This is a genomic window from Kitasatospora sp. GAS204B, assembly GCF_029892155.1.
Taxonomy (GTDB): Bacteria; Actinomycetota; Actinomycetes; order Streptomycetales; family Streptomycetaceae; genus Kitasatospora.
Genome location: NZ_JARZAG010000004.1, coordinates 213,462 through 226,146 on the forward strand (window position 1 = coordinate 213,462; position 12,685 = coordinate 226,146).

Consider the following 12,685-nt stretch of genomic DNA (forward strand, 5'->3'; position numbering starts at 1 on the left):
TCCACCGGGTGCGCAGCCGGCGATCAGGCGCCCGCGGTCACGGCCTTGAGCTCGTCGAGCGACTCGCGGAGCACGGCTGACAGTTCCCGCTCGGCGTCCTGCTGGAGCCAGCGCTCGAACCCGACCTTGAAGACGGCGATCCCCGCCTCGGCCGCCAGGCTCGCGGCCGGGTCGGGGACGCCGCGCCCGCGCAACGCGTCCGCCAGGGCTGAGGCGAGTGCGGCGAGCTTGATCAGCTCGCGCTCCTGCAACTCCGGGTGCGCGGCGATGATCGTCTGACGCTGCCGGGAACCTTCACGGCCCCCCTGGAACTCGGCGCCGACCGCCTCGAGCGCTGCGCTGATCGCGTCGATCGGCGGCGCGGTGTCGGGTGCGCCGGTGACCGCGGTCGCCAGGAGTTCCTCCAGAGCGCGCGCGCCCCCGAACAGGACCTCGCGCTTGTCGGCGAAGTGCCGGAAGAACGTCCGCTCGGTGAGCCCCGCCCGCTTGGCGATCTCCGCCACCGTGGTCTGTCCGTACCCGCGCTCGACATACAGCTCGAATGCCGCCTGCTGCAGGCGGCCACGCGCGTTCGGTTCCCATCGACCCATGGCCCGATTCTATGCGATGACAGTAGATGACATCAGCTCGCATCGGAGCTAGGCTGATGACAGCGCCTGACATCGACTGTCGGGCGAGTGGTCGCGACCCGTCGGTCGCGGACCCTGTCACGAGAACAGCCGCTCATCTGGAGGTCTTCTCATGCGTGTCTTCGTCACCGGCGCGTCCGGCTGGATCGGATCCGCTGTCGTTCCCGAGCTCCTCGACGCAGGTCACCAGGTCGTTGGGCTCGCTCGTTCGGACGCCGCAGCGGCAGCCCTCACCGCGGCGGGCGTCGAGGTGCAGCGCGGCACGATCGACGACCTCGACAGCCTGCGGAACGCGGCTGCCGCGTCGGACGGCGTGATCCACCTCGCGTTCAAGCACGACATCGCCTTCAGCGGCGACTTCCAGGGCGCCGCCGACGCGGATCGCCGTGCCATCGAGACCTTCGGCGACGCCCTCGCCGGTTCCGACCGGCCGTTCGTCATCGCCTCCGGCCTGTTCGGGCTCGCCCAGGATCGGGCGTCGACCGAGCAGGACGGGCACGGTCCCGTCACCTCGACCGGCGTCGCGGAGGCCCGGCGGGCCAACGCCGAGCTGACGCTCTCCCTCGCGTCGCGCGGCGTCCGTTCGTCCATCGTGCGCCTGGCGCCGACGGTGCACGGCGAAGGTGACCACGGTTTCATGGCGACCCTGGTCGGCAACGCCCGCGAGAAGGGTGCCTCGGGCTACCTCGGCGACGGGGCCAACCGCTGGCCCGCCGTGCACCGGCTCGATGCCGCACGGCTGTTCCGCCTCGCGCTGGAGCAGGCCCCGGCGGGATCGACGCTGCACGGCGTCGGGGAAGAGGGCGTGCCGATCCGCGCCGTCGCCGAGGTGATCGGGCAGCGGCTCGGCATCCCGGTCGTCCCGGTCGCTCCCGAGCAGGCGGGCGAGTACTTCACCTGGCTGGCCGGCTTCATCGGGCTCGACATCCCCGCCTCGAACGCGCTGACCCGCGAGCTGCTGGGGTGGGAGCCCAAGCAGCCCGGACTGCTCGAGGACCTCGCCGCCCACTACGGCTGATACTGCTGACCGGCGGCGGCTGAGCGGGGCCGCCGCCGTCGTGCCGAAGCCGCGCCGCCACCGTGCCGTAGCACGGTGGCGGCGCGGCTTCGTGTCCCTGGGCGCGCCGGCCGGTGCGCCCGTCAGTGCCCGACCCGCTTCGGCAGCCGGGTCCCCAGCGCGATCACCACGAGCGTGAGCGCCAGTTGCAGCGTCAGCACCAGCGCCAGCGCGTGTTGCATCCCCATCGACGACGAGACCGACAGGAACAGCGTGCCGAGCGTCGCCACGCCCAGGGCCAGGCTGGACTGCTGGGTGGTGGCCAGGATGCCGCCGCCGACGCCGGCCCGCTCCACCGGCACCTCGGAGAGCACCAGGCGGATCAGCGGCGGCATCACCAGGCCCTGCCCGGTACCGGCGAGCGCCATGCCCGGCAGCAGCGTCAGCGGGCTCAGCCCCGACCAGTCGGTGAGGACGGTGGCCACCAGCACCCCCAGGCCGACGACTTGGACGATCGCGCCGGTCACGATCACCTTGGAGCCGAAGCGGGCCAGCAGCCGGGGCCCGGCGAGCGAGGCGGCGAAGAAGCCGACCGCCATCGGCACCATCGCGAAGCCGGAGGCGATCGGGCCCTCGCGCAGGCCGAGTTGCAGCGCGACGGCCATCACCATCATGAAGCCGCCGAAGCCGGCGAAGAACGGCACGGCCATGGTCAGCCCGGTCCGCAGCCCGTGCACCCGCAGCAGCGACATCGGCACGAGCGGGATCCGCCCGGCGCGCTCCGCCGCCCGCTCCACCGCGACGAAAGCGGCCAGCACGAACGGGAAGGCGGCCAGCAGCACCCAGGTCCACCAGGGCCAGCCGAGCGAGCGGCCCTCCATCAGCGGGACGAGCAGCGCCAGCAGCGAGGCGGCGAGCAGCACGGTGCCGGGCAGGTCGACCCGGGCCGGGTGGGCGGAGCGGGTCTCCGGCACCGCGCGCAGCGCCAGCACCGCGGCGACCACCGCGACCGGAACGTTCACCAGGAAGATGAACCGCCAGCCGGTGCCGAACAGGTCCGCCGAGAGCAGCACCCCGCCGAGCACCTGGCCGATCACCACGGCGATGCCGCCGACGGCGCCGTAGATGCCCATCGCCCGGGCCTTGCGCTCGCCCTGGGTGGCGGACTGGATGGTGGCCAGCGCCTGCGGCAGCATCAGCGCGGCCGCGGCGCCCTGCGCCACCCGCGCCGCGACCAGCGCGAGCGCGGTGGGCGCGACGCCGCAGGCCAGCGAGGTCAGCCCGAAGGCCAGCGCACCCGTGATGAACAGCCGGCGGCGCCCGTAGAGGTCGCCGAGCCGACCGCCGAGCACCAGCAGCACCGCGTAGGCGATGCCGTACCCGGCGACGAACAGCTCCAGCATGGCCGGACCGGCGGAGAGGTCGCGGTCGATGGTCGGCAGCGCGACGTTGACGATGAAGAAGTCCAGCATCGGCAGGAAAGCGCCGAGCAGGACGGTGATCAGGCCCAGCGTGCTCAGTTTCGGTTGAGCGGTGCCGGCCTTCGGCGGAGCGGTCAGGTGCTCGGGCTGCGTGGTGTCGGGCTGCGTGGTGTCGAGCCCCGGCTGCACGGGCGAGTTGCCGCCGAGGCGGGTGACGCGCGGTAGCACGTTCGCCCGGCTCGCGGTCGTGCGGAGGGAGGTGGTCTGAGTGCTCACGGGTACTAGACTCGGCCCTGTCTCAGCCTGGTACCAGAGTGTGGTTATCCAGGTATAAGAAGTACCTGGCAATGGGATCGGCGCAGGGGCATCCTAGAAGACATGGCAGCAACCACCGCACCCGCCACCACCGCACCCGCCGCTCTCGAACTGGTCCACTCGGCCTCCGGGCCCGACCAGGTCCGACGCCGCGAGCTGGCCGCGTTCCTGCGCAGCCGGCGCGAGCGCATCTCGCCCGACCAGGTCGGTCTGCCCGCCGGAGGCCGGCGCCGCACGCCGGGGCTGCGCCGCGAGGAGGTGGCGCAGCTCGCCGCCGTCGGAGTCACCTGGTACACCTGGCTGGAACAGGCCCGGGACATCCAGGTGTCCGCCCAGGTGCTGGACGCGATCGCGCGCGGACTGCTGCTGAACGCCGGGGAGCGCGAGCACCTCTTCATCCTCGCGGGCGCCGCCGACCCGTCGCCGGCCAAGGTCTGCCCGGTGGTGACACCCGCCGTGCGGGCGGTCCTGGACCAACTGGGACCGCTGCCCGCCTGCGTGGTCAACCCGCGCTACGACCTGATCGCCTACAACCGGGTGTACCGCCGGCTGGTGGGCGACCTCGACGCCGTCCCGCCCGAGGACCGGAACATCATGTGGCTGGCCTTCACCGACCCGGCCTGGCGCGAGGCGCTGATCGACTGGGAGCGCGCGACGCACTCCATGGTGGGCAAGTTCCGTGCCGCGATGGCGGATCACGTCGCCGAGCCGCCGTACAAGACCCTGCTGAAGAAGCTGCTGCTGGCCTCGCCCGAGTTCGCCGAGCTGTGGGAGCGCCATGACGTCGCCGGCACCGGCGACGGTCAGAAGCGGTTCCTCAACTCCCAAGTCGGCCTGCTGAACTTCGACTTCACCAACCTCTGGCTCGGCCCGCGCCCCGGCTACCGCATGATCACCTACGCTCCGGCCGATCCGGAGACCCGGGCCGGGCTGGAGCGGCTCGCGGCGATGTGACTGCGGGTCAGGATCTTTGGGACAGGAACGGGACACCGTCACAGCCCTGTCCTGGCACGGTGCTCAGCCTGGTTTGACCGTGCTCGGCCGTGTGACCCTGGTGGTGGTCGCGGCGGGGAGCCGCGAACCGACATCCTTGGGAGGGGTCCAGATGCGTGTTCGGCGTGCCCTGGCGGCAAGTGTGGTGGCGGTCGTGGCGGGGTTGGCGCTGACCGCCTGTCAGGACGATGTGAGCGGCAGTGTGACCACGGGCGCCGGGCAGCCGACCGCCGCGCGGACCGGCAGCGGGTCCACCGGCACCGGATCCACCGACACTGGGTCCACCGGCAGTGGCTCGTCGGGCTCGTCCGGTTCAACTGGCTCGTCCGGCGCGGCGGCGAGTGGCCACTGCACCACCGCCGACCTGGGCATCAGCACGTCCGTGGGCAAGGCGACACCGCCGGAGCCCGACCTGGCCTCGGTCAACGTCTCGTTCACCAACAAGGCAGGCGCGCGCTGCACGCTCTACGGCTTCGCCGGGGTGGACCTGACCACCGGCGAAGGCCCCACCTCGGTGCCGCGCGGCCCGCACGACGGGAGCACCGTCACCCTCGCCGCCGGGGCGAGCACCCAGTTCACCATCTGGTACCGCACCAATCCCCCCGGCCACCCCGGCACCAAGGTCACCGGTATGACGATCACCCCGCCCGGCGAGACCCACTCGGTCAAACTGGCCTGGCCCGGCGCCGAGTTCGCCACCGGCGCCGACGCGGGCGGGACGGACACCCTGTACCTGGAGCCGGTCGGCTACCACGGCTGACCTGCCGGCCCCGCACCGCTCGCGTCAACGGTGCGGGGCCTGGTCAGGGGCGGGCGGCTACTTGGCGGGACAGGGGACGACCAGGGAGTCGACCTCGCCCTGCGTGGGTGCGACGACGACGGCGTTGACGCCGAGCGCGCTCATCGCGGTGTCGGTGCCGGCGGCTTCGGTGTCCTCCGGCACGTAGACGCACTCGCCCAGCAGGCCCAGCGCGATGGTGCCCTCGGAGGCGTACTCGGGGGCGAAGCCGGTGTTGTCGACGACCTCGGCGTAGGCGCCGGCCTGGACGGTGAAGGTGGGGCTGGTGGCGTACAGCGCCTGGTTGTCGATGACGGCCGGGTCATCGTTCTGGTAGTCCGCAGTGGTCGTGTAGAGGCAGACGCTGTCGAAGGGGCAGCCGTGGTCGGAACTGGCCGGTGCGGCAAGGGGGGTGGCGGCGGGGCGGGTCACTGCGGCGGACCTGGCGGCGGTGCCGCTGAGGTTGTTGATCCAGGACCGCAAGCCGGGCTCGGCGACATCGGCGAAGACGGCGGGGTAATCCGAGGTGCAGCCGAACTTGCCCCAGGAGACGATGCCGACCAGCACGGCCGTGCCGCCCTGGTCCTGGACGAGCGGGCCGCCGCTGTCACCGTTGCAGGAGGTCAGCCCGTCGTTGGCGCCGCCCGCGCACATCATGTTCTTGGTGATCAGGTTGATGCCGCCCCATCGGCCGTTGCAGGTGGCGCGGTCGACGACGTTCAGGCCGGCGTACTGCGCCTGCACCGGAAGGGGCGCCCCGTACGCCGTCCTGCCCCACCCGGCCACCTGAACCGCCCCGGACGCCACCGAGCCGGCAGCGGCCAGCGGGATCGCGGCGGCGTTGACGCCGTCCAGCGGGATCGGGCTCGACAGCTTGAGGACCGCGAGGTCGTTGTCGATCGTCGAGCTGCTGTAACTCGGGTGCATGATGACGCGGTTGAGGGATGCCTTCGTCCCGGCGGTCCGGTTCGCCGAGCCGTAGGAGACCTTGAGCGAGGACGTCGTGCCGCCGTCCGCGCAGTGCGCCGCCGTCAGCACCGTGGTCGCGTCCAGGATGGCGCCGCCGCAGATGTGCGAGTCGCCGAAGATGCCGGAGGACACGACGGACACCAGGTAGGGGAACTGACCCTGGGCCGCGTCACTGCCGCCGACGACCGCGCCGGCCGGTGGCGCGGCGACGAGTCCGATCAGCAGCGCGACGATCGCGACCAACCCCTGCGTAAGCCTGCTCTTGATCATCTCGGAATCCCTCCCCATCCGGCACTGGGCCCGATGCCCGTGCCGTCGGCCGGGGTTGATCATAGGGAGCTGACGCGAACATGACGGACTGTTACGGGAAACTCGATCCCTCCGAGCGAACACCTCACCCGTCGGCGCGCCGCCGTGCCGTGATCCGCTAGGGTCTCGCTTCGCCGTGTCGCGGCGACGTGGTGAGCGTGTGGGGCAAGTTGAAGCAGCACCGCGGGCACTGACCGGCGGCTGGGGCCATCAGCTGAAGGGCGCGGCCCACAGCGGGATGCGGCGCAGATCGTCCAGCGTGCACCGCAGCCCGGCCAGCGCGCAGAGCACGCGCAGGTTGATCGCCCCGTCCGGTTCGCCCTCGTCGAGGTCCTCCTGGTCGAAGGTTCCGGCGGCCTCGACGGCGTCGCGCAGCGCGGCGGGGATCTCCTCCTCCTCGTCAGCGGTCGGGTCGAGTTCCTCGTAGACCGCGAACAGCGACTCGCCGTCGACCGCGTACTCGAGGTTCGTGTCCGCGTTGATGCTGAAGGTGCTGGTCGCCGCCTCCCTGCCGGTAGCCGACAGCAGCGTCGCCGGGGTGTCGCCGTCGAGTGTGAAGCCGGTCAGCCCGCCGTCGTCGTAGACGAACGTCCAGTCGCCCACCCGCCCGGCCAGCAGGACCGCGCCGCTGTCGGTCGGGCCGATCGCCGCCCGCGCGAGCGACGTCCACTCGTCGGGGCGTTCGGCGGGCAGCTCGCAGGAGGTGATGAGCGCGGGCTTGGCACCGAGCGCCAGCAGGGCGTCCTGCGGGCTCAGGTCGCGGACCACGTGCACGGTGTGGTTCGGGTGCTCGGACGCCAGGTCGGTGATCCAGACGGGGGTGCCGTCCTCGTCGAGCGTGTCTGCGGGGAAGCCGGGGGTCGGCATGTTCTCTCCTCGGGCGGATGGTGCTTCGCTTGAGGACACGGATGGGGAGCGCTCGGCGGATCAATTCCGGTTGCAGCAGGCCCTGGCACTTGGAGCAGGTCGACAGCCATGCGGGGGCCGAAGCCGCTGGCGGGTCAGAAGGGGCTCAGCTCGTCATTGGCCACGTCCACCGATTCCGCCACCGAACCATCCGAAAATCCGATGGCCGGATCGTGCACGCCGACCTACGCTCCGACCATCATGAAGTTCCGTGTCGAGTTCACCGAGCAGGCGGGAAGGCTCCGCGACTACCTCCCACCCGCTGACCGGCGGTCGCTGTTGAGGCTCGTCAGCAAGATCGCCGAGAATCCCTACGGCCCCGACACCCACCTCGCCTACACGAACGACGACCTCACACGGTCGAGTTGGTCCGATTCCGCCATGGTGAAGTACATCGTGGTCCCGGCTTGGAAGGTCGTCTACGTCGTGGAAGCGGACATCTACGACGCGGACCGGGGTTTCAACATCATCTGAGGCCGCGCCGCCCAACGCTGCGAACGCACCCACAACCGCAGCGAGTAGCGTCCGCTGGAGCGGCCCCCGCCGCGAAGTGCAGCCCCTGCTCCCCGCCTGGCGCGGACGAGTGAAATTCCCTCGAAGCCGCCCGCCGCCACGTGCCGGGCCGCCAGGATTGGCCGGGTGACCGCGACCACGCCCGCCCGCCCCGCCCCGGCAGACCTCTGGCACCACTACGGCCGCAACCGGGCCGCCACCGACCGCACCGTCCCCTCCTCCTTCTTCTGGACCTGGGGCCAGGACACCGGTCCGGGCGCCGAACTCCTCGGTGCCCTGGCCGGCCGGCACGTGGCCGACCTCGGCTCCGGCGCCGCTCGCCACGCCGCCCACCTCGCCGTCCAGCACAACCCCGCGCAGGTCGACGCCATCGACGCATCGCCCGCCCAGCACGCCATCGCGCTCGACCTCTACAGCCATCTCGCGCCCACGCTGCGACCCGTCCACGCCGACGTGACCCAGCACCTGATCGACCACCCCGACCACTACGACGCCGCCTACAGCGTCTTCGGCGCCGTCGACTTCGCCGACCCCCGCCGGTTGCTGCCCGCCACCGCCACGGCGCTGCGTCCCGGCGGGCTGTTCGTCGTCGCCACGCTCGGCCACTACCTGACCGGCGCGCCGGCCGAGCCGGATGTCGTCCACGCCGACATCCCGGCCAAGAACCCCGATGGCACCGCGGCGACGATGCGCCGCTGGGTCCTCCAGGAGCACGTCTGGACCAAGCTGTTGGACGAGGCAGGGTTCACCGGCATCACCGCCGACCTCCTGCCGCCGGCTACGCCGGGCCCGCGCGCGGCCGACACCCTGCTGCTGCGCGCCTGCCGCCAGCCCTGAACCTGCTCGCCCAGTAAGGGGTGTCGTTGACGGTGACCAGCAGTCCGTGGCGCGCCGTGGCTACTACTGCCCCCACTGCTCCTTGGTGATCTCGTACCGCACGCCTCCATGCTCGGAGCCCTCGATCATCTCCATGTCGGCGGGAGTAGGGATGGTGTCCGCGAGCGTCATTTCGAGCTTCTCCATGACGTTGCGCGAACCGTGGTTCACGGACATCGTGTCAGCCCAGACCATGCGCACACCGAGCTCCGTGAACGCCTTGCCCAGCAAGGCTCGCGAGCCCTCGGTGGCATAACCCTTGCCCCAAGCCGCTTGCCGCAGCCGGTAGCCGAGCTCGACTTCGTCCAGCGGGCCCTCCGGCTCGGGACGCAGGATGAACCAGCCGATGAACGCGCCGCCGTCCTTCTCGTGCGCGGCGAACAGTCCGAGGTCGCCGCCCCACTTCTCGTAGCCGGCGAGGATGTTCGGCAGGTGGCGCTCGCGGACGACCTCCGGTGCTGTCGGATTGCCGCCGGTCAGGTAGCGCATCACCGCCGGGTCGCTGTCCAGCTCGATCAGCAGGTCCGCGTCATCGGCAGTGAAGCGGCGCAGGGCCAGGCGCTCGGTCTCCAGGTAGGTGTCCACGAGTCGATCATGCCTGAAGCTGGTCGGACAGCCCAACGGTTTTCCTCGGCAACGGGGGCGCCCTGGTGCCCGCCCGAGGGTCACCGCCCAGGCCCCCGCAATGACCTGTGCAAGAGGCCACTTGGGCAGGGAAAACGCAACTTCGACATGGGGCGCGGAGGCAGCTACCTTCACCTGGTCTTCGGCTATCGCCCACGGCCGCACAGGAGTTCCTTCAGGCCGAGCCGCCCGCAGGTCCACACCAGGCACCCCCAACCAGGGAGAGACGCATGCCCCATCTTGCGCTGTACACATTCGGCGTTCTGAAGTCACCTCTCGCCGATCCCGCACCTCTCACGAACGAGTTCTACGACAGCGGCGAGGCCATCTACCGGAAGATCAGCCAGCACCCCGGGTACCTCGCTCGCGCTGAAGCGGCAGACGGCGACCGGGGCGCACTCTTCGACTTGGACTGGGGTGCATGGGGAGAGTTCGCCGTACCGACCTGGTACGGCAAGGGTCGTACGGTGGAAACCACCGCCCTGGCCGCGACCCTCTCACTCTGGACCGACCTGCACCTCGCCTTCGACGCCATCTACACCGGTCTGCACCGTGGGGCGCTGAACAGGCGTTACGACTGGTTCGAGAGGACAGGACGCCCGAATTACGTGTGCTGGTGGGTCTCTGACGGCGTGACACCCACCTGGCAGGACGGGGTTTCCAGGCTGGAACACCTCCACGACCACGGCTCCGCGCCGCACGCCTTCACCTTCCACCACTCGTTCGCCCCGGAGGGAACTCCGACCAGGATCGAAGGCATCGGGTCGAAGAGCGACCAGGTTCGCTGACAAGGAAGCCTGAACGACCAAAGGTGATGTGTCAGTACCAGGGGCGAGGGTCAGGTATCGACAGTTCGAGTACCAGGGATGGGGACACGATGCGGATCCTGTTCGACGGCGAGATCCATGTGCACTACGGCCAGTTCTATGTCGAGAGCGACGATGACTTCGAGGTCGATCTGGCCCAGGCGTTCGCCGGGCAGGTCGTCGGGCTGTGCGGTGGTGCGCGGGAGGGTGCGCTGTTCTTGCAGACCGGTCTGCACACCGGCAAGGTCGGGCTGGCCGTCGAACTGCACGACGAGCAGCCGGTGTTGGATGATGCATGGGAGGAGGCCGTGGAGGTTCCGTTCACTCCGGTCTCGCCGTCCTCCAACCTGCTCGAGTGGGCCGGTGCGGCCGAATGGTCGCTGGACCTCGAGGAGCGGTCGTATCGGGTCCGCTACTGCGCCCGGGGGATGGCGGAGGGGAGGGAGGCGGACACCCGGAAGCGGGAGGAGCCCCAACTGGATCGTTATCTGCTTCAGTTCTGGCCGTGCCCGCCCGCCCCTGATCGCGTGCTGAGGCAGACCACCGAGATAGCGGCCTACTGGCACGAGTACGCCCGCGAGCTCCCGGCGCCCCGCTCTACTCCGTGACCCCTGCCTGAGCCGGGCGACCGCCGCCGAAGGTGATTCTGTACCGGTTGTCGGGTGCTCGCGGGGAGGGGTGCGGGGCGCGTGGGTGGGTGCGCCCCGCTGGGGGGTGATGGGGGGTCAGGTGGTGGTGGCGAGGGTGAGGAAGGCGGTCCAGCTGGGGGACGGGAAGGAGAGGGCTGGGCCGGTCTTGTCCTTGGAGTCGCGGACGTGGATGGTGGTGGGGGTGGTCGCGACCTCGATGCACTCGCCACCTTCGGCGTTGCTGTGGCTGCTCTTGACCCAGGCGATCTCGATGCAGTTGCCGCCCTCGTCGCCGCTGTAGCTGCTCTTGAACCAGGTGAGTTGCGCGGTGCTCATAGTTCTCCCAGCATCTTCTCGATCAGAGCCAGGGACTCGGGTGGCGTGAGCGCCTGGGCCCTGAGGCTGCCGTACTTTGCCGCCAGGATACGGACCTCCTCATGGTCCCTGGTCAGGTGGCTGAAGCTCTGAGCCTCGATGTAGCCGAGCTGTGGCTTGCCCTTGGGGGTGAGGAGGATGAACGAGCCACTCAATCCGGCGTGTTCGATGCGGTCGAGCGGCATCACCTGGAGCTCGACGTTGCGCTTCCGGCCAACCTTGAGCAGCTTCTCCAACTGTCCGGTGTGTACGGCTCGGCCGCCGATCGGTCGGCGCAGTACGGCTTCCTCGATGATCCAGCTGAGTTCCGGCGCTGGCCAGCGGTCCAGGAGTTCCTGACGGGCCATGCGGGCCATGACCCGATCCTCGATGGTCTGTTCGGCGAGGAGGGGCTTGCGCATCGCGAACACTGCGCGGGCGTGGTCTTCGGTCTGGAGTAGGCCTGGGACGTCGTGAATGCTGTACTCGTGCCGCTCGACAGCCAAGGCTTCGAGTCTTGCGTAGCTCCGGAAGAACGCCGGATGCCGCACCTTTGCCTTCAGCTTGGCCTGCTCGACCTCGTCCTGGATGACCTCGAACAGTCCGCCCGCGTCCAGCTTCATCTCCACCGCAAGGAGGAACTCCTTCTGCATCACCCGCCGCCCGCGCTCCAGCGAGGAGATCAGGTCCTCGCTGTAGCCGAACAGGTCGGCCGTCTGTTTCTGCGTCAGATTCGCGCGCTCGCGCAGGACTTTGAGCTGCTTCCCGATCGCGCGGAAGAACTCCGTACTGTCGTCCGAGTCCTCCGGCGCCTCCGGGCGCTCTTCGTCGTCATGCTGGTCCGCTGCCGTCATTGGTGACCACCGCCCCGCACCTGGTTACTGCCGCAGTTCCGTACTGGGTACGGAGCGTATTCGTACCGTGCACGCTCTGTACCGGCTGACCCTCTGGTCAGCGTACGCGGATCCCGCCACGCTCGATGGCATGAAGTCCGAAATCACCCTTGCCCAGCAGACCGACACCGCACTCTGCGCCGGCTGGCAGTTCCCCTCAACGAGACGCGGCGCGCGCCGGGCGCGGCAGACGGCGGCCCGTCAACTGATCTGCTGGGGCTGGACTCCCAGCGACGAGCTGTTCCAGGACGCCGAACTGATCGTGGCCGAGCTGGCGTCGAACGCGATCATGCATGGTCATGTACGAGGCGACGACTTCGAGTTGGGGATGCGGCTCGGGCCGTGTCCGGGGCTGGCGACGCTGCTGCGGATCGAGGTGTCGGACTGGCGCGGGGAGCAGGTGCCGAGCTTGCCGGAGGGCCCGGCGCTCGACGCGGAGTCGGGGCGTGGGCTGCTCCTGGTGGACGCGTTGGCCGATCGGTGGGGGGCGGTGGCGCGGCCGCCCTCGCGGAAAACGCTCTGGTGTGAGCTGGATCTGACGGGAAGTCAGCAGAAATGATCAGTTGCGGACAGTGTCCGGATGTGCGCGAAGCGTGGTGTACGGTGGCCGCGAAAGCGCGGTAGCCCTGCAAGAAATGGGCGAGCCCGGCAGGTGTTGGTAGCACCGGCGCCG

15 protein-coding genes are annotated in these 12,685 nt (G+C 70.1%); 8 read left to right on the forward strand and 7 right to left on the reverse strand.

What is annotated here, in order from left to right; translation table 11 throughout:
* Positions 1-23 precede the first annotated feature (23 nt).
* The gene (locus tag P3T41_RS07885) at positions 24-590 is read right to left on the reverse strand and encodes a helix-turn-helix domain-containing protein (RefSeq protein ID WP_280688870.1); all 567 of its coding nucleotides are present in this window, start codon (positions 588-590) and stop codon (positions 24-26) included.
* 151 nt (positions 591-741) lie between these two features.
* Between P3T41_RS07885 and P3T41_RS07890 the strand changes: the two genes are divergently transcribed.
* The gene (locus tag P3T41_RS07890; protein WP_280688871.1) at positions 742-1,647 is read left to right on the forward strand and encodes an SDR family oxidoreductase; all 906 of its coding nucleotides are present in this window, start codon (positions 742-744) and stop codon (positions 1,645-1,647) included.
* Between the two features lie 122 nt (positions 1,648-1,769).
* Here the strand turns inward: P3T41_RS07890 and P3T41_RS07895 are convergent, their stop codons facing one another.
* A complete protein-coding gene (locus tag P3T41_RS07895; protein WP_280689051.1) occupies positions 1,770-3,185 on the reverse strand; it encodes an MFS transporter in 1,416 nt (471 codons plus the stop codon).
* Positions 3,186-3,425: 240 nt separating this feature from the next.
* On the opposite strand from P3T41_RS07895, the gene P3T41_RS07900 reads away from it, so the two are divergent.
* Positions 3,426-4,316, forward strand: a complete 891-nt coding sequence (locus P3T41_RS07900) for a helix-turn-helix transcriptional regulator (protein ID WP_280688872.1) — start codon at positions 3,426-3,428, stop codon at positions 4,314-4,316.
* A gap of 151 nt (positions 4,317-4,467) precedes the next feature.
* On the forward strand, positions 4,468-5,115 hold the full coding sequence (locus P3T41_RS07905; RefSeq protein ID WP_280688873.1) for a DUF4232 domain-containing protein: 648 nt from the start codon (positions 4,468-4,470) through the stop codon (positions 5,113-5,115).
* A 57-nt stretch (positions 5,116-5,172) separates the two neighbouring features.
* Here P3T41_RS07905 and P3T41_RS07910 read toward each other — a convergent pair whose 3' ends face one another.
* Both P3T41_RS07910 and P3T41_RS07915 read right to left on the reverse strand, forming a co-directional pair.
* On the reverse strand, positions 5,173-6,372 hold the full coding sequence (locus P3T41_RS07910; protein ID WP_280688874.1) for a serine protease: 1,200 nt from the start codon (positions 6,370-6,372) through the stop codon (positions 5,173-5,175).
* A gap of 249 nt (positions 6,373-6,621) precedes the next feature.
* On the reverse strand, positions 6,622-7,278 hold the full coding sequence (locus tag P3T41_RS07915) for a DUF6461 domain-containing protein (protein ID WP_280688875.1): 657 nt from the start codon (positions 7,276-7,278) through the stop codon (positions 6,622-6,624).
* A gap of 240 nt (positions 7,279-7,518) precedes the next feature.
* Between P3T41_RS07915 and P3T41_RS07920 the strand changes: the two genes are divergently transcribed.
* Positions 7,519-7,791 carry a hypothetical protein gene (locus P3T41_RS07920; RefSeq protein WP_280688876.1) on the forward strand — a complete coding sequence of 91 codons (273 nt, stop codon included), beginning with the start codon at positions 7,519-7,521 and terminating at the stop codon, positions 7,789-7,791.
* Positions 7,792-7,956: 165 nt separating this feature from the next.
* Positions 7,957-8,667, forward strand: coding sequence for a class I SAM-dependent methyltransferase (locus P3T41_RS07925; protein WP_280688877.1), 711 nt, complete (start codon positions 7,957-7,959; stop codon positions 8,665-8,667).
* A 63-nt stretch (positions 8,668-8,730) separates the two neighbouring features.
* On the opposite strand, the gene P3T41_RS07930 is transcribed toward P3T41_RS07925, so the two are convergent.
* The gene (locus tag P3T41_RS07930; protein ID WP_280688878.1) at positions 8,731-9,291 is read right to left on the reverse strand and encodes a GNAT family N-acetyltransferase; all 561 of its coding nucleotides are present in this window, start codon (positions 9,289-9,291) and stop codon (positions 8,731-8,733) included.
* Between the two features lie 269 nt (positions 9,292-9,560).
* On the opposite strand from P3T41_RS07930, the gene P3T41_RS07935 reads away from it, so the two are divergent.
* A complete protein-coding gene (locus tag P3T41_RS07935; RefSeq protein WP_280688879.1) occupies positions 9,561-10,118 on the forward strand; it encodes a DUF3291 domain-containing protein in 558 nt (185 codons plus the stop codon).
* Positions 10,119-10,207: 89 nt separating this feature from the next.
* Complete coding sequence (locus P3T41_RS07940; protein WP_280688880.1) at positions 10,208-10,744, forward strand: hypothetical protein; 537 nt, start codon at positions 10,208-10,210, stop codon at positions 10,742-10,744.
* 117 nt (positions 10,745-10,861) lie between these two features.
* Here the strand turns inward: P3T41_RS07940 and P3T41_RS07945 are convergent, their stop codons facing one another.
* Together P3T41_RS07945 and P3T41_RS07950 are read right to left on the reverse strand one after the other, a co-directional pair.
* On the reverse strand, positions 10,862-11,101 hold the full coding sequence (locus P3T41_RS07945) for a DUF397 domain-containing protein (protein ID WP_280688881.1): 240 nt from the start codon (positions 11,099-11,101) through the stop codon (positions 10,862-10,864).
* Positions 11,098-11,973, reverse strand: a complete 876-nt coding sequence (locus P3T41_RS07950; protein WP_280688882.1) for a helix-turn-helix transcriptional regulator — start codon at positions 11,971-11,973, stop codon at positions 11,098-11,100. The genes P3T41_RS07945 and P3T41_RS07950 overlap by 4 nt, the downstream gene beginning before the upstream one ends.
* A gap of 67 nt (positions 11,974-12,040) precedes the next feature.
* On the opposite strand from P3T41_RS07950, the gene P3T41_RS07955 reads away from it, so the two are divergent.
* On the forward strand, positions 12,041-12,571 hold the full coding sequence (locus P3T41_RS07955; RefSeq protein ID WP_280688883.1) for an ATP-binding protein: 531 nt from the start codon (positions 12,041-12,043) through the stop codon (positions 12,569-12,571).
* Positions 12,572-12,685 lie beyond the last annotated feature (114 nt).